This is a genomic window from Streptomyces resistomycificus (assembly GCF_001514265.1).
Taxonomy (GTDB): domain Bacteria; phylum Actinomycetota; class Actinomycetes; order Streptomycetales; family Streptomycetaceae; genus Streptomyces; species Streptomyces resistomycificus.
Genome location: NZ_KQ948988.1, coordinates 761,222 through 779,303, shown reverse-complemented (window position 1 = coordinate 779,303; position 18,082 = coordinate 761,222). Strand labels below are relative to the sequence as shown.

At 72.1% G+C, this 18,082-nt stretch carries 4 protein-coding genes; all 4 read right to left on the bottom strand.

Annotated elements, in window-relative coordinates:
- Positions 1-23 precede the first annotated feature (23 nt).
- The gene (locus AQJ84_RS03235; RefSeq protein WP_079022595.1) at positions 24-5,729 is read right to left on the bottom strand and encodes an ATP-binding protein; all 5,706 of its coding nucleotides are present in this window, start codon (positions 5,727-5,729) and stop codon (positions 24-26) included.
- 71 nt (positions 5,730-5,800) lie between these two features.
- Positions 5,801-8,422 (bottom strand): class I SAM-dependent methyltransferase, encoded by a 2,622-nt coding sequence (locus AQJ84_RS03230; RefSeq protein WP_051869738.1) that lies wholly within the window; start codon positions 8,420-8,422, stop codon positions 5,801-5,803.
- A gap of 391 nt (positions 8,423-8,813) precedes the next feature.
- Positions 8,814-9,941 (bottom strand): LLM class flavin-dependent oxidoreductase, encoded by a 1,128-nt coding sequence (locus tag AQJ84_RS03225; RefSeq protein WP_030039646.1) that lies wholly within the window; start codon positions 9,939-9,941, stop codon positions 8,814-8,816.
- A 48-nt stretch (positions 9,942-9,989) separates the two neighbouring features.
- Entirely contained in the window at positions 9,990-18,080 is an 8,091-nt protein-coding gene (locus tag AQJ84_RS03220) for a hybrid non-ribosomal peptide synthetase/type I polyketide synthase (RefSeq protein ID WP_053190249.1), read from the bottom strand.
- Positions 18,081-18,082 lie beyond the last annotated feature (2 nt).

Below are 18,082 nucleotides of genomic sequence, written 5' to 3'. Positions count from 1 at the left end.
CTGGAAAGCCGAAGGGAAAACACTCATCGCGAGTAGACCGGGGTCGATCTCGCGGGTGGGACGAATTCTCCGTTCTCGCCGTCAGCGGTAGGACGTGACCGGTCCGACTTCCATGTCTCGATTGCTTCGATGACCGCGGGGCGCAGCTGCGCCGCGCTGATGATCCTGTCCACGGAGCCGACCTCGACGGCCCGCTGGATCGTGTGGATCCCGTCGAACTCGGCGGCGACCTCGCTGAGTTTCTCCGCCCGTACGGCCTCGGTGACCTCGGCCAGCTCGGCGTCGAGCGTGGCGCGGTCGGCCGTCCCGGTCCCGGCCGCCTTCGCGTGGAGGCCGGCGACCCGGGGGTCGGCGGCGGTGCGCTTGCGGACCTCGCCGGAGAACACGACCGCGGCGGCGGGGGCGCCCCCGAGGACGGAGGCGAACGAGCCCTCGACGGCGAGGAGCGTCAGGTTCGGGTTGAGCGCCTTGGAGAACACGGCGAAGGTGCCGCCGTGGCAGCGGGAGACCACGCAGAACACGATCGGGCCTTCGAAGTTGACGACCGCCCGGCCTATCTCGGCGCCGTACTCCAGCTGGAGCTTGCGCATCGACTCCGGGGAGCCGTCGAATCCGGACATGTTCGCCACGACCACGAGCGGCCGGTTGCCGGAGGCGGCGTTGATCGCCCGCGCCGTCTTCTTCGACGACATGGGGAACAGCGTGCCGGCGGTGTAGGTGTCCGGTCCGTCGGCGGGCGGGAAGCCGCGCCGGGGCACGGAGTGGGACTCGACGCCGAGCAGGCAGACCGGGTGTCCACCGACGTGTGCGTCCTGGACCACGGAGGTCTCGGCGTCGGCCATGCCCGCCCACCGCTCCAGGACGGGGTGGTCCTGGTCGGACACAGCCCGCATCACGGTGCGGATGTCGAACGGCTTCTTACGGTCCGGGTTGGACGCGGCGCAGAAGATCTCCCCGACGGTGGAGAACCCGCTGCCGTCGGCCGGGTGCGGGTAACCGCAGATGTCCCGGTCGCTCGGGTCGGTCGTCGGGGCCGGGCGCGGCGCCTTCTCACCGGGCGCGATGTAGGCGTGGTCGTAGTGGGTCATGAGGAGCGCGGCCGCGGCGGTGAGGTCCGGTGCCCAGTACTGGGCCTGGCCGTTGGGGCCCATGATCCGGTCGTGGCCGCCGATGCCGAAGTTGTCCTCGGCGGACACGCCGCCGGAGAAGTCGAGGGACTGCTTGCCGGTGAGGACCATCGCCGAGTCCGGGGTCATGACCAGGATGCCCTTGGTGTGCATGAGCATCGTCGCCTCGGCGTTCCAGTACGGCTGGCCGCCGACGGTGATCCCGGCGATGACGATGTTGATCTCGCCGCCGGCCTGGGTGAACTCGACGATCCGTTTGAGCGCGGCGGCGACCCAGTCCATGTTCTCCGAGCCTGAAGTCATGGAGATCTGAGCCCCGGCGGAAAGGGCGAACCACTCGACCGGGACCCGCATCTCCTCGGCCAGGTCGAGGGCGGCGATGACGCGGGCGCACTCGGGCGCGGACAGGGAACCGAGAGACTTCGTCGGGTCTCCGAGCAGCGCCACACGGGTGACGCCCTCGGGGTACACGGCGGTGGGCGTGGTGACGACGCCGACGACGATGCCCGCGGTGTTGTTCCCCTTCGGCCTGTCCGCCGGGACCAGGCACCTGCGCCCGGTGCCGGGCCCGACAGCGCTGCCGGCCTCGCCGGGTTCGAGGTCGTACTCGGTGAACGTGCCCTTGTCCCCGGCGAGCAGGCCGGTGAGCTCGTAGGGGTAGACGGTGCCGCGGCGGGCCGCGGACAGGACCTTCCGCCGGTAGTCGTCCAGCGGCGGGATGACGTTGGTGGGCGGCTCACCGGCGTGCAGCACCGGGGCGCCTTGCGTGTCGCCGGTGATCCTCAGGGACGTCTCCGCCGGTTCCCCGGTCGCCCGGCGCCGCCGGACGACGAGCTCGACCTCTTCCAGGCCGGCGCCCGACACGGACGGGCGGAGCCGGCGGACGAGCGGAACCAGTTCCCGCGCGCCGACGTCGCCGGGGGGCCACACGTACAACAGGATCCGGTTGGTCCCCGAGCCCGCGCTGTCCGGCTGTTGTGACCGGGCGGTACGGATCGCGTCGAGGCAGGCGGCGAGGGTGTTCTCCACCTCGGGCAGGGCGACGAGCCGGCCCCCGGCGTCGCGCAGCGGGGTCAAGTTCCGGACCTGGCCCATCGCGATCAGCCGCTCGTCCCTGCCGTCGGTCTTCGCGACGGCCCGCAGCAGGCACAGGTCCTCGTCCGCAGACGGCAGCCGGGTGAGACTGAACTCGCGGAGCCGGCCGAGCCGCAGGCGCTCGGCGATCCGCGGGTGCAGGCCGCGAATCAGCCGGTCCTCGACCAGGCGGTCGCCGTCGCCGGGCCCGAAGGTGAAGTGGTGCGGCATGACGGTGGCCGCGGTGCCGGCGACCGTGACGGTGATCCGGACGACCCCGGCGGGCGCCGGCCGCGCCGAGACGGCGCTGGTGACCGCCGCGGCGATCTCGTCGGCGGCGGGCCGGCCGGCCCAGGCGACGTAGATGTCGGCGGCCAGGCAGCCGCCGGGCGGCCGGCCGGACAGGGCCCCGGTGGCCGCGACCGCGCCCGGCAGGCCGGCGATGTCCGTGGTGGTGGCCGCGACGCGGGTCACGGCGCCGGCCTGGCCGGAGACGAGGGTGCCGGTGTGCTCCGCGGTGACAAACCGGTAGCCGGCGACGTCGGCGACGGTGACGTTCGCCAGGCGGCGGTTGCCGTAGTAGCGGCGGGTCAGGACCTCCAGCAGCGGCGTGTGATCCAGGCCGGGCCGGTCGGCGCCCGTCAGGCGCGCGGAGCGGTTGATCCGCTGCCCGAGCAGCCGGACGAGGGGCTCGGGGGCGGCGGCCATCGCCCGGATGCGGTCGCCGCGGTCGGCGGCGACCGGATGCGCGTCGAGGTGGCGCAGGTCCGCGCGGACCGCGGCGTACACGCGAGCCCTGTCGCGGCACAGCGGCGGCCGGGTGAACCAGCGGAACAGGACGCCGCGGGCGAGGTCGGACACGGCGGGGAACTGCTCCCGGGTCGCCTCGATGAGGTGTTCCAGGGCCGGGCCCACCCGCGCGCGGACGGGCTCGGCGGGCGGTGCGCTCGCCTGCCACTGCCGCAGCAGCTCGCGAATGATCACGGCGCCGCCAGCCATCCGCTGCTGGGCCAGGAAGATCCTGAAGACCGCCGTCTCCAGCTCCGGCGTCCGGTCCGGCCCGGTGACGCCGTAGTGGGTCAGGACCCGGTGCAGCCGGGCCCGGACCGGCTCGGGAAGCCCGGCGCGGTCGGCGTCGAGGCTGCGCAGGTAGACGTGGAAGTGCTCGCGCGGGCTGTGCAGGAAGCTCGCGGGGCCGCCGGTCTCGGCCAGGTCCGCGTCCGCGGCCCCGGCATGGCGGACCGGCCTGCTCCGACTCAGCTCCGACAGGTCGGCGAAGACCGTGAGCAGGTCCCCTTCCGCGGGGACGAGCTCGCCGCCCAGCTCGGCGCGGGCGCCCAGGTACGCAGCGAGCAGGAACGTGCGGTCGTCGGCGTCGCCGTCGAAGCCGAGCAGCAGGCCACGCAGGTCCCGCAGGCACGCGCCGGCCAGGTCCTCGGCCGACCCGTCGTCCGCGACCGCGGGGAGGTCGATGGCCTGCTCCCCCGGGGTCACGGCGTCGCCGACCGCCGCGCCGTCGCCGACCGCACCGTCCTCGTCGGGCAACGGCTCCAGGCGCAGCAGCGGCGTACCTGTCTCGACCTGGGTGCCGACCGGGACCGGGCGCTCGCGGACCAGGGCACGGAACGGGGCCCGCAGCACCGTCTCCATCTTCATCGATTCCAGCACCAGGACCGGGGCGCCCTCGGCAACCTCGTCCCCGGCGGCGACCGGGGTCGCGACCACCAGGGCCGGGGCGGGAGAGCGGACCACGCCGCCCTCGTCGCAGCTTATTCGGTGCGCGACTCCGTCGACCTCGATCAGGTGCACGGGCCCGTGCACGGAGGCCGTCAGCCGGAATCGCCGCCCGTTGACCGTGATGGCGCCACTGTGACCGTCGAACCGCTCCAGCACGGCATCGGCCACGGCGACGTCGCCGCCGGCCGCGATCTCGACCCGGAAGCGGTCCGGGCCGTGGCGCGCGACGCGGAGCCGGTAGGAGACGTCACGGAGCCTGTAGTCGAGGGCCTGCCCGGGGTCGTGGCGGACGTGGGGCCGCCCGCTGCGGGCGGCGGCCAGCAGCGCCTGCCGGCAGGCCTCCTCCTCATCCTCGTACGCTCCGATCGCCGCGGCGACGAGGGCGACGCCGGAGTGCTCGTGGGCCGCCAGGCGGCCCTGCTCGCGGACCCGGTCGATCCAACCGGTGTCGGCCCAGCCGGCCGCGGTGCTGCCGTCGGTGACCTCGGGCTGGTCCAGCAGTTCCAGGACGAAGCTCTTGTTGGTGGCGCCGCCCTCGATGACGACGCTGGTCTCGGTCATGGCGCGCCGCAGCCGGGCCAGGGCCTCGTCCCTGTCGCGGCCGTAGGCGATGACCTTGGCGATCATCGAGTCGAAGTCCGCGGGGATCGTGTCGCCCTCGCCGACGCCGGTGTCGACGCGTATCCCCGGCCCGGCCGGCAGGACCAGGCGGGTGATGCGGCCGGGCGCGGGCGCGAAGTCTCGGTCCGGGTCCTCGGCGTTCAGCCGTGCCTCGACGGCGTGCCCGGACTCGGCCTGCCGGTCCCCGACGAGGCGCCCGCCGGACGCCACGTGCAGCTGCATCCGCACCAGGTCGATGCCCGTGGTCAGTTCGGTGACGGGGTGCTCGACCTGCAGGCGCGTGTTCACCTCGAGGAACGCGAACTGCTTGTCATCCGGGTGATAGAGGAACTCCACGGTCGCGGCGCCCCGATAACCGACCGAGAGGGCGAGCCGCTCCGCGGACGCCTTCAGGTCCGTGACCTGCTCCGCGGACAGCAACGGGGAGGCGGACTCCTCGATGACCTTCTGGTTGCGGCGCTGCACCGAGCAGTCCCGCACGCCCAGCGCCCAGGCCGTGCCCTGCCCGTCTGCGATGACCTGGACCTCGACGTGCCGCGCACCGGTCACGAGCCGTTCGAGGAAGACCGTGCCGTTGCCGAACGCCCGCACCGCCTCGGAACTGGTCCGCTCGAAGGCCTCGGTGAGGTCGGCGGCCGAGGTGACGGCCCGGATGCCGCGCCCGCCGCCGCCGGCGGTGGCCTTCAGCATCAGCGGGTAGCCGATCCGCTCCGCCGCCTGGTGCGCCTCCTCCAGGGTGGCGACCGGGCCGCGGCTCCACGGGGCGACCGGAACGCCGACCCGCTCGGCGATCAGTTTCGCGCCGATCTTGTCGCCCAGCTTGCGCATCGCCTCCGCGGACGGGCCGACGAACGTGACCCCGACTTTCTCGCACAGCTCCGCGAACGCCGGGTCCTCCGCGACGAAACCCCAGCCCGGCCACGCCGCGTCCGCGCCCGACTCCACCAAGGCGCTCTCCAGCACCGCCATGTCGAGATAGGGGCGGTCCGCGGCCGCGCCGAGGAAGACCCTTCGGTCGGCCTCCCGCACGAACGTGGCACCGCGGTCGGCGTCGGTGTACAGCGCTACCGTCTCGATGACCGTCCCGGTCTGCGCGGACAGGTCACGGACAGCGTGGATCAGCCGCATCGCGGCTTCCCCCCGGTTGACAATGGCAATACGCCTGAACACCGACCAGGCCTCCTTACGAATATCGTGCAGTGCCGGAAAGTGCTTTTCGAAAGTGCCAGGGAAAGGAAATCCTAGAGGCGCTCGAAGACGCCGAACTTCCACTCGATGTTGTAGCCGAGACCAGTTCCGGCCGACCCCTTCCCCAGTTCCGGGAAGACACATTCGCGCATGATGAAGCGAATGACTTTCTCTCGGGTCGTCCGGTCGGTGATCTCGGCGAGGAATTCCGCCTGATTCGACGGGACGAGGGCGGTCGCCAGGTTTTCCTCGGCCAACAGCTCGAAGGTCTGGCTGAACGACGTTCCGGTCATGAAGGGCTCGAGAGCCGCGGCAACACCTTCGATGGACTGCGGCGTGGGCAGAATCCGGCGGTCCGCACGCTTCTGGGCGTTCACTCTGTCGCTCGAACGCACGAGGGCGACGGCCTCGCGCAGCGGCGCGGGGCAATGGGACGGGTCGGCCGCGTCCAGCGCATTCAGCCAGTGCTTTCTGAGCAGGCGGTTGGGGTCGTGGAAGAGAACGGAGTTCCTGGTGGCGGGTCCGAGGTCGGGCGCGTTGAAGACCAGCTTGCCGCCGGGCGCCAGCACATCCGCGATCGAGGCGGCCGCGTGCCGCATGGGGCCTTCACGGAGCAGGTGGAACACCATGTTGGCCATCACCACGTCGACGTGATCGCCTGCCATGACGTCGAGGAGACCACGGAATTGCCCATCCTCTCCTCGCAGGGAATGGAACCTGGCCCACGGGACGTCCTTCAGGAGTTCGTAGCCCTGGGCGAACCATCCGGTCGGCAGGTCGACCAGGTGGATTTCGAAGCCGATGCCGAGACCGGCGAGACGTTCGGGAAGGTCCTGCGCGATGCAGACCTTGGAGAGTTCGATCGCTGCCAGGCCGGTACCCGCCCCGTAGTCCAGAACCCGTATGACGTCGCCCCTGCGGGCCTGCTCGGCGCGCGCGTTGATCGCGGCCATGACTTCGCGGACCACGACTCCGGTCGCTCCGGCGGACCACCTGCGGGGCTGGGACAAGTCGCTGTCGAAGTAGAGCAGTTCGTGCAGGCCGCGACCGTCGTCCAGGTCGGATCCCGGTTCCGGGCGCCAGTCGCCCGCCCGCGCGGTCGTCACGAGGTCCTGTCCCGCGACCGCGGGCGCCCCGGGCCGGCCGTCTCGGTCTCGTCGCTGGATCACTTCCAGGGGATTGGGCTGCGCGCACACGAACCGGTTGACCGAGACCGCGACGAAAGGCCGCGTGGCCGGGTGGCGGCGTTCAAGGTGGCTGCTCGCGGTCAGACCGGCCCTCCGGCAGCAGGTCATGAACGTCGAGTACTCGACCGGATACTGGTGCGCCAGGCCACGGTGGACGTCGAAGGCGGCCGCGTGCAGCGCGCCGAGATGCTGGGACGCGACGTGCGGAGGCACGCTGTGCGCCTCGACGAGCACCATTCCGTGTTTGCCGATGTACGGCTTCCATCGCTCGAGATGCGCGACGAGATCCGCCTCGACCGCGGCGGCCGACAGCGGCGTGCCGTCGGGCGCCACATACGCGCCGGACGCCGTTCCGGGGACATCGGACGGCGATCCGCCGCGGTAGACCCGGCCGTGATCGGCGAACGAGCGGATGTGCAGGCCGTCCTCGATCGACAGCCCGTGCTCGGCCAGTCGCGCCCCCAGTTCCTGTGGTGACGCGACGTCACCCGACAGGAGCAGCGGGTCGCGTACGCCGGCGGCCCGCAACTTCCGCCGTGCCGCGTCGAGAGCGACCGGGCTGGCGTCGATTCCGACGTACCGGACGCTGTCCCCGAGCATGGCATGCAGGTGGGCGAGCCAACTGCCGTCACCGCATCCCATGTCGGCGATGAACGCCGGCGGCCGGCCGTACGCGAACATCTCCTGGAAGATCGGGTCCGCGTCGGCGAAGAACGGGCGACGGGCAGCCGAGCCGGCCCACACATGGAGCTCGCGCCCGCCATGCCACGCGTCGTCGCCGGGGTGCACCACGAGCTCGCCGCGAAGCAGCTCTTCCAGGCGGGCCAGCAGGGGCAGGGACGAGCCCGCCAGGCCGAAGTGGTCGCCGAATTCCCGGAAGGCCCGGCCTTTCTGGGTCCAACGGCACTCGGCGTCGACCCAGCCGAGCAGGGCCAGGAAACGCTCGACGTCCCGCGGGAGCCGGTCGCCGCCTTCGTCAGCCCGCAGTGACAGCATGACCGGTACCAGCAGCGCGCCTTCCAGACATGCCCCTACCAGCTCGTCCTGCTCGACGCCCGCGTGCCATTCCTCGAAGCGCCCGACCGCGGCCGAGAAGGCGTCCGAGGTCTCGGCATCCCACGTCTTCCACGCGCCGGGCGCGCTGCCGGCGAACCGGGCAAGGAGCCGGCCCGCCGCCACGAGGTGATCGCGATGACGCAGGGCCGCTCGCCCGGACGGCGTCCACGTCGCCGGCTGGGCGTCACCGTCGAACCAGCCGACGCTCGCGAGGCAGCGCCGAACGACTCCCAGGTAACCGGTCTCGGGGAGGCCGCACTGCTGACCGGGTCCGGTGTCCAGCAGGCCGAGCGAGTCGAGTGCGCGGAGGACTGAGGAGACGACCACGCCGTCCTGGTAGAGGAAATTGCGGCGGCGCGCGTCGGCCTGATGATCCGCCGGCGCCTCACTGTCGGTCGATCGGCACGTGCTGGTTGTCGTCCCAGAAAGCACTGAGTACCCCCGTAGTCAGCTGATGACGCGAGCCTGATAGCAGCATTGGGTCTTCGTCTTGGTACATCGTCGGGAAGGGCGACCGGAGCCCCTCCCCGTCCCAGCCCCGGCGGCCGCGAAGCGATGCGCGCCTGGGGTGGACAGGATCCGGCCGGCGCGCGGTTCCGCCGGGAAAGGAAGCAACGGGCACGTGCGCGGATTGCGCACCGGCATCGGCGCGGGACCTGGCGGGACCGGGTCACGGACGCGGCCGTGAAGCTCCGGGGCGTGCCGTCGACGTCCCGCGTCGCACGAGATCCCTCACCAGCCCCTGTTCTCCGTCCTCGGTGCGGATCGTCTGCTCCATCGGTTCGTTCTCATGCGGCCGCCGGCCGCGACCGGTGCGGCCTCGTCAGACCCTGCCGTTCGCCGCGGCCCGGGACGCTTCGCGGACCTGCGCGGAGAAGTCGTCGCGGTGCGACTGCTCCCAGGCCTGCGAATCGCGCAGGCTCTGCACCGAGCCGGTGAAGTGCGGCGCGACCTCCGAGGCGAACAGTTCGAAGCTGTCCATGGTCTGCCGGCGGGTGGCCCAGTTCTGCACGGTGTGCAGGAGGCTGCCGATGCCACCGCTCTGCTCGTTCAAGTACTCGATCGCCTCTATCGCGTCCGCCGGGGACCCGATGATCGCGGTGCGCGTCTCCACCATGTGCTCCACCTCGCGGCCCTCCGGCAGCTCGCCCGCGGCGCCCAGGGTGCCCTTGACATAGTTGCGGAACCAGCCCGCTGCCCCCTTGCGTACCTGCCGGTATGCCTCCTCGCGGGTCTCCGCGATGTGAGTGCAGATCGCCACACGCCACTTGCTGCGGTCCACCGTGGTGCCGTTCTTCGCGGCTTCGTCCTCGGCGGCCTCCCACAGCTTGCCAAGCGGCGGGGCCTCCCGTCCGGCCATTCCGGCGAGGGTCAACGGGTTGATGCCGTACTTGCCGGCCAGCCGCATGCTGCGCTCGGTGCCTGTGCCCGCCACCATCATTTCGAAGCAGGGCCGGGTGTACGGCCGCAGCTGCAGCCGGGCCTCACGCAGCTCGAACCAGTCGGTCTTGCGGGTCAGCGGCTCGGTGCTGGTGAGCAAGTGGTGGATCGCGTCCAGCGACTCGGCCATCATCCGCCGCTGGTCGCTGGCGGCGATGCCCATCATGTGCGCATCTGAGGGGTGCACCCCGGCGCCCATGCCGAACATGATCCGGCCCCGGGTCTGATGGTCGAGCTGGACCATCCGGTCGGCCGCGGTGAGCGGGTGATGGTAGGGCAGGCTGACAACGCCGGTGCCCAGCATGATGCGCCGGGTGCGCTCGGCCGCGGCAGCCAGCATCAGCTCCGGCGAGGCGATGGGGGACCAGCCGCCGGAGTGGTGCTCGCCGACCCAGGCCTCGTCGAAGCCGAGCTGGTCCAGGCGGCTGATCAGCTCCAGGTCATGCTGGAAGTTCCCGGTCGGGTCCTGGCCGAGCGGGTGGAAGGGACGGAGAAAGGCTCCGAATCGCATGGTTGGGTGTCCTCTCGTCTTTCGTCGGGGGTTCGCTCGTCGGTTTGGTCAGGGGTTCAGGGCTCGCCGGATCGCGTCTGCGACGACGTCTACGGCGGGCGGCGCGACGACGGAGTAGTGGTCGCCGGGCACGGCTTCGACGCTTACGTCTTCGCCGCCCAGCAGTTCCACCCAGGCCGAGGTGGTCTTCTCGTCCGCGCCACCGTCCGCCGCGCGCAGCAGCAGGGTGCGGACCCCGGACGGGGCGGGAGGGTGGGCCTCCAGCAGGCGCGAGTTGGCCATGAAGCGCTCGACGATCCGCTGGAAGGCCTTGGCGCCGATGTCCGCCGGCAGCACGCCGGCGCTCACCAGGGACTCGCGCAGGGACTGGATGGGGTCGGCATCGGGCACCGCGTCGTCGTCCGCCTCGGGGCGCGGGGTCCAGTCGAGGCCCGACAGTCCGGCCAGGTCGCGGGCGAACCAGTCGAGCAGCTCGTCGTCGCCGAGCGGCCCGCCGGCGGCCGGACCCGGCTGTTCGAGCAGGTCCACCGCGACGACCAGCTCCGCCGTGCGGCCCGACTCGGCCATCAGCCGGGACATCTCGATCGCGACCACGCCGCCCATCGACCAGCCGCCGAGCACCCAGGGGCCGTCCGGCCGCACCGCGAGGACTTCTTCGACGTAGTGGGCGGCCAGTTCGGTCAGCGTCGGCGCGTCCAGGTCGTCGGCGGTCTGGAGCGCGTAGAAGGGGCGGTCGCCGTCGACCCGCGCGGCCAGTTCCGCGTAGCAGAGCACGTCGCCGCCGACCGGGTGCACGAAGAACAGCGGCGGCAGCGCGCCTTCCGTACGCACCGGCACCAGGGCCTCGCGGCGGGCCGTGCCGCCGGCGTCGGCCAGCGCCTCGGCCAGCTGGGCGATGGTCGGCCGGGCGAACAGCAGGGACACGGGCAGCACCCGCTCCCACTCGGCCTCGATGCGGGCCATCAGCCGCACCGCGGTGAGCGAGTCGCCGCCCAGGGCGAAGAAGCCGGCGTCCGCGGTGACCAGCGCCGGGTCGAAGAACTCGGCCCAGATCGCGGCCAGCCGGGTCTCGGTCTCGCCTTCGGGCGCCCGGCCGGCGGCGTCACCGAGGGCCAGTGCCGGGTCGGGCAGCGCGCCGCGGTTCACCTTGCCGTTGGCGGTGAGCGGCAGCTCGTCCAGCAGCACGAACTGCCTCGGGACCATGTACTCCGGCAGCACGGCGCGCAGCGCGGACTCCAGCTTGCCGGTATCCGGGTCGGCGTCGGGCTGGTGGACCACGTAGGCGACCAGACGCTTGGGCCCCTGCCGGGAGCCGAGCGCCTGCACCACGGCGGCGCGCACGCCCTCGCAGTGCGAGATCGCCGCTTCGATCTCACCGAGTTCGATGCGGTATCCCTGCACCTTGACCTGGTTGTCCTCGCGGCCGAGGAACTCGATCACGCCGTCAGGCCGGTAACGGCCCAGGTCGCCGGTGCGGTAGAGCCGCTCGCCGGTGGCCGGGTGCCGGACGAACGAGGCGCGCGTCTTCTCCCCGTCGGCGTGGTAACCGCGGGCCAGGCCCTCGCCGCCGATGTAGAGCTGGCCGGGCACCCAGGCCGGGCGCGGGCGCAGCTGCTCGTCGAGCACGTGGAACTGCTGATTGCGCATCGGCGTGCCGTACGGGACGCTCGTCCACTGCGGGTCGACGCTCTCGATCGGGTGCCAGATCGACCAGATCGCCGCCTCGGTCGCGCCGCCCAGGCTCCACGTCGCCGCGCCGGGCAGCACGCGCCGGATCAGCTCCGGCAGGGTCACCGGGATCCAGTCGCCGCTCATCATCACGATGCGGACCTGGTCCGTCGGCCGCGCGGTCGGCGAGGCAAGGTGCTGGGCGAACAGCTCCATCAGGGCCGGGACGCTGTTCCAGATCGTCACGCCGTGTTCGCGGACGAGTTCGGCCCACCGGGACGGTTCGTGCGCGGCGTCAGGCTCGGGCAGCACGATCGCGCCGCCGGCGGAGAGCATGCCGAACACGTCGTAGACGGACAGGTCGAAGTTGAACGCGGACAGGGCCAGCACGCGGTCCCGGTCGGTGACGGCGAAGCGGTCGTTGACGTCCGCGATGGTGTTGCCGGCCGCCCGGTGCTCGATCATCACCCCCTTGGGGGTGCCGGTGCTGCCGGAGGTGAAGATGACGTACGCCAGGTCTCCCGGGTCCGCGGGGGACGGCGGGGTCGGCGCGCCGGAGAGCGCGGCGAGCGTGTCGTCGTCGATCACGAGCCGTTCCACGCCTTCGGGCCAGGACTCACCGGCCGGCCCGCCGGGCTGGGTGAGCGCCAGGGTGATGCCGGAGGTCTCGCACAGCGTGCGGAGCCGTTCGGCCGGGACCGAGGCGTCGATCGGCACGTAGGCGGCGCCCGCCTTGAGGATGCCGAGTGCGCCGGCGACCTGCTCCCAGCCCTTGTGCATCACCACGCCGATCAGCTGCTCGGGGGTGGTGCCGCGGTCGAGCAGCCAGTTCCCGATCCGGTTCGACAGGGTGTCGAGTTCACCGTAGGTGAGGCTGCGGTCGGGCGTGATCACGGCGGCCCGCTCGGGCCGTTCGGCCGCGTTGGCGAGGAACCCGGCGTGCAGCAGCCCCTCGGGCCGGGGGCCGGCGGTGGCGTTGACGCGGTGGCGCACGGCGAGGTCCTGCTGGCCCAGGAGGGGGGCGATCGGACCGTGCCAGGCCGCGGGCGAGGCGGCCAGCTCGTTGAGGAGGCTGACGTAGGCGGCGTGCATCGCGTCGATCAGGCCGGCCGGGAAGAGCTCTTCCACCACGTCCCAGTTGACGATCAGCTCTCCGTCGTCCTCGATCACCTGGTGGTCGAGCCACACCTGCGGGGTGCGGATGGCGCTGGAGACCTCGTGTCCGCTGTCGCCGAGGGAGAGCAGGTGCTGGACCAGGCCGACACCCGCAGCGCGCGTGTCACGGGCGGCGAAGTTCACCGTGCTTGCGAACACGACCGGTACGGACGCGCGCACTGACTCGCCGCGCTGCTGGTTCATCTCGCGCAGCACCCGGACACCGCTCACCCGGCTGTGCCCGAGGTCCTGCCACAGCTGCTGCTGCACCTTGACGGCGCGTTCGGCGAACGGTGTGCCGCCACCCGCGTGCACCTCCAGCAGGATCGTCGAGCTGAAGTTGCCCACGATCGAGTCCACCTGCGGGTGCAGCGGCATCCGGTTGAAGAAGAGCACGTTCAGGGTGAAGTCGGGGTTCGTGCTCCACTGTGCGATCACCTCGGTGTACGCGGCGCAGATGGCCGCGGACGCGGTGACCCCGGCCGCCTTCGCGTGCTCCAGGAACGCCGTCCAGGCCTCGCGGTCGAGCCGGTGCGAGCGGTGCACGAAGTGCGGCCGGCGCACGGTGGCGGGGTCGCGTGCCAGCGGCAGTTCGGGCGCGGGCGGCATGTGGGCGACCCGGCCGCGCCAGTACTCGAGGGAGGCCTCGTACTCGGGGCCCTGTTCCAGTTCCTTCACTGCGGTGACGTAGTCGCGGAAGGTGATCTCCGCGGGCTCGCCCAGGTCCTCGCCGTTGACGGACTCCGCCCACTCGCGGAATACCGTCGACGCGCCCCACGCGTCGCTGATCAGCGCCTCGTGCGCGACGTGCAGACGGATGCGCCCCTCGCCGAGGATGGTGGCGCGGACGTCGAACAGGGGCCATTCGGCCGGGTCGAAGACCTGGTCGCGCATCTCGTCGTGGACGGCGGTCAGCTCCTGGTCGCGCGCCTCGGCCTCGAGCCCGGACACGTCGTAGGTGCGGATCTCGTAACGCGGCACCTCGGGCAGCACCCGCTGGGTGCTGTCGCCGTTCATCACCGCTCTGAGCATGTCGTGGCGTTCGATCAGCTCGTTGAGCTTGTCGGTCAGAAGGCCGAGGTCGGCGCCTTCGAGGTCGACCTCGGTGAAGAAGTAGGTCGAGACGTTGCCGAGCTCGAAGGCGTCCGTGCGGCCCATCATGTAGGCCTGCTGGAGGTCGGTGAGCGGGAAGGGTTCGAACCGCGCGGCCGGGTCGGGCACGATCCGCGGCGGCTCGTCCGCCACGGGTTCGAGGCTCGTCTCCGCGCCCGGAGCGGCGTCCTGCATGGCGTCGGCGCCGGTCGGCTCGCCGAGCGCGTCGAGGACCAGCTCGGTCAGGCCGTTGATGTCGCAGCCCTCGATGAAGGCGACCAGCGGTAGCGAGACGGACAGCTGGCGGGTCAGCTGGTCGTTGGCCTGCAGCGCCATCAGCGAGTCGAGCCCCAGGGCCGGGAGCGGCTCGTCGAGGTCGAGGTCCTCGGCGTGGGCTCCGAGGACGCCCGCGACGGTTCCGGCGACCAGCTTCAGGGTCTCGGCCGAGCGCTCGTTCGCGGGCAGGGCGAGGATGCGGGCGCGTGCCGCCCCGCTCGCTCCGGCCGGCTTGGCGGACGGCGCCGCGCCGGGGCGCGCCGCGTTCGTCTTCCCGCCGGTCTGCTGCCGCGTGACCGCGTCCTTGTCGGCGCGCTTCATGTACACGCCCTCGGCCGACACCACCGGGTTGCCCTCGGCGTCCCGCACGTCGAGCGTCGCGGTGAGGACGTCGCCGGCGTAGCCGGACCGGGTCACGGTGGCGCGGCAGTAGATCGCGCCGCCGTCGTGGCCGTGGAAGGTGAGGCGGTCGATGCCGAGGAGCATGTACGCCTCGTCCGGCGCGCCGCCTTCGGGCATGCAACTGATCAGCATCTGCAGCAGCGAGTCGGTCACGCCCGGGTGCAGCAGATACGGGTCGGCCTCGCCCGCCGCGGCGGGCCTCAGCCGGGCGACGGCTTCGCCGGGCCGGTGCCAGAGGTGGTCGATCCAGCGAGCCGCCCCGCCCAGGAAGATCTGGCGCTTCCAGAGCTGGGTGTAGTGCTCCTCGCCGGTGGTCTGCTGGGCGAACTCGGCGGCCAGCCGCGCCTCGTCGATGGCCTCAGAGGCCGTACTGGGCGTGCCGGGGCCGACGCGTCCCTGGGCGTGCAGCACCCAGGGTGCGGAGTCTCCGGCGCTCTCCGGGCGGGCGAAGAAGCGGTAGGAGTGGCGCGTCTCGTCGAGGGGTTCGAGCGCGAGCTGTCCGGCACACACCTCACTGGCGATGAGGCTCTGGGGAACCGAGTAGTCCTCGACGGCGATCGGCCCGGTGACGCCTTCGCGCCGCGCGGCCGACATGGCCAGGTCGAGGTAGACACCGGCGTTGACCACCGGCATACCGTCCATGACGCAGTCGCGCAGGACCGCGTGCGCTTCGGGGTCGATCCGCGCGTCGTAGAGACGGCTGCCCAGGGCGCACGGGATGGATGCGCCGAGCAGCGCGCCGCCCGCGGAGGCGCCCGTCGGGGCCGGGGAGGCCGGCGTCGCCGCGACCTCGGTGTGCGTGCTCGGGGTGTACCAGTGCCGGTCGGTCCGGAACGGGTAGGTGGGTACGGCGACCTTGCGCCGGCCCCGTCCCGCGTCGACCTTCTCCCAGTCGACCGGAACGCCGCGGGTGTGCAGCGCGGCCAGGCTGTTGAGCATCACCCGGTTGTCGTCCTGCCGCTGCCGCAGCGAGGGCAGGAAGAGGAAGTCGGGGCCGGAGTCGGACTGCGGGGCGAACCGCGAGGCCATGCCGCAGAGGACGGGGCTCGGCCCGACCTCTATGAAAACGGTGCAGCCGGAGTCGAACACGGCCTGCATCCCGCGGAGGAAGTCCACCGGGGCCAGCGCGTGGCGGCGCCAGTACCCGGCGCCGATACAGTCGTCGCCGTTGAGGGGCTTGCCGGTGACGTTCGAGAACAACGGGATCCGCGGAGCCCGGTACACGATCTTCTCGGCCTCGGCCTCGAACGCGTCGAGCATCGGCTCCATGAGCGGCGAGTGGAAGGCCTTGGCGGTGTTGATCGGCCGTGAGCTGATGCCCGCCTCGGCGAGGACGGGCAGGAAGCGCTCCATCGCCTCCGGCGCGCCGGCCACCACGATGCTCTGCGGGCCGTTGATGGCGCTGAGCGAGAGTCCCGGCCCGGCCTGCGCGAGAAGTTCGCGCACCCGCTGGGCGTCGGCGAACACGTTGAGCATCGCGCCCTCGGGGGTCAGCTCCTGCATCAGCCGGCCGCGGTGGGCGGCGAGCAGCGCGCCCTCGGTCCAGTCCATCGCCCCGGCCACACAGGCCGCGGCGAGCTCGCCGATGCTGTGGCCGAGCAGGGCGGCCGGCTCTACGCCCCAGGAGCGCCACAGCCGGGCGACGGCGTACTCGAGGATGAACAGGGCCGGCTGGGTGTAACGGGTCTCGTCGATGAGCCCGGTGTCGAGCGAGCCGTCGAGCATCAGCGGCAGCAGGCGGCGGCCGAGCACGGGCTCGAGGAGCTCGTCGGCCTGGTCGAACAGTTCGCGCACCAGCGGCTCGGTGCGGTAGAGCGTGGCGGCCATCGGCGCGTACTGCGAGCCCTGGCCGGTGAACAGGAAGGCGACGCGGGGCCGCCCGGAGGCGCTCACCCGGCCCGTGTGCACATACGGCGCGGCGTCCTCGTCCGGCTCGATCACCTCGGCGAGCCGCTCGCTCAGTACCTCGGCGGTCGAGCCGACCACGGTGGCCCGGTGGGGCAGCATGGCGCGGCCCACGGTCGAGGTGTGGCACAGGTCGGGCAGCTCGCGCTCGTCCACGGCCGCCAGCCGGTCCTGGTAGGCGTGCACCAGCTCGCCCAGGGCCGCGGGGCTCTTCGCGGACAGGGTCAGGACGTGGTCCTTGCGCGGTTCGGGCACGTCCGCGCTCGCTTCCGGCGCCGGCGGCTCACCGACGATCACGTGCGCGTTGGTGCCGCTGACGCCGAAGCCGCTGACTCCGGCGACGCGGGTTCCGGTCCCGGCGGGGAACGCGGTCGGCTCGACCGGGATGCGCAGGTGCAGCTGGTCCAGGTCGATCGCCGGGTTGACGGTGTTCAGGTTCAGGTGCGGCGGTACGGTGCCGTGCCGCACGGTCATCAGGGCCTTGATAAGGCCCACGACGCCGGCCGCGGCCTCCAGGTGGCCGAAGTTGGTCTTGGCGGAACCGACCAGCGGCGGCTCCGCACCGGCCGGCGTGCCGAGAGCGGCGCGCAGCGCCCGCAGTTCGATCGGGTCGCCGAGCGGGGTGCCGGTGCCGTGCGCCTCGATGTACCCGACGCGGCTGCCGTCGACCCGGGCCGCGCGCAGCGCCGCCCGTACCACGTCGGTCTGGGCCGCCGGGTTGGGCACGGTGATGCCGCTGCTGCGGCCGTCCTGGTTGACGGCGGAGCCGAGGATCAGCCCCTCGATGCGGTCGTTGTCCGCGAGCGCGTCGGACAGCCGCTTGAGCACCACCACGCCGCAGCCCTCACCGCGGCCGTAGCCGTCGGCGGACGCGTCGAAGGTCTTACATCGGCCGTCCTCGGCGAGCATGCCGGCCTGGGTCATCAGCAGGAACCACTCGGGGCTCAGCAGGACGTTGACGCCCCCGGCCAGGGCCATCGAGGTCTCGCCGGAGCGCAGGCTCTGGCAGGCCAGGTGCACCGCGACCAGCGAGGAGGAGCAGGCGGTGTCCACGGACAGGCTCGGGCCGCTCAGGCCGAGCCAGTAGGAGAGCCGGCCGGCCGCGAACGTGGAGGCGTTGCTGGTGGTGCAGTACATCTCCAGCTCGTCCGGGACGACCTGCTGCATCTGGTTCTGGGTGTAGTCGTACGTGGTGACGCCCAGGTAGACGCCGGTGGGGCTGCCGGACAGGCGGTCCGGCGCCTGGCCCGCGTGCTCCAGCGCCTCCCAGGCCACTTCGAGGAACATCCGCTGCTGCGGGTCGAGTGCGGCGGCCTCGCGCGGAGAGATGCCGAAGAACCCGGCGTCGAAGCGGTCGACCTCGTCGAGGAAGCCGCCGCCCTTCACGCCGCCCCACCGCTGCGGGTCCCAGCGCTCCGAGGGGACCGGCCCGGTCCCGCTCTGGCTCCGGAGCAGGAAATCCCAGTACTGCTCCGGGCTCCGCACTCCGCCGGGCAGCCGGCAGCCCATGCCGATCACCGCGATGGGCTCGGTCCTCGCCTGCTCCGCCTCGTCGAGGCGTTCCCGCAGCTTTCGGATCTGCACCAGGCTCCGGGCCAGCACCTCGCGGGCCTGGCTGGACTCAGCTGTGTCGATGGTCATAG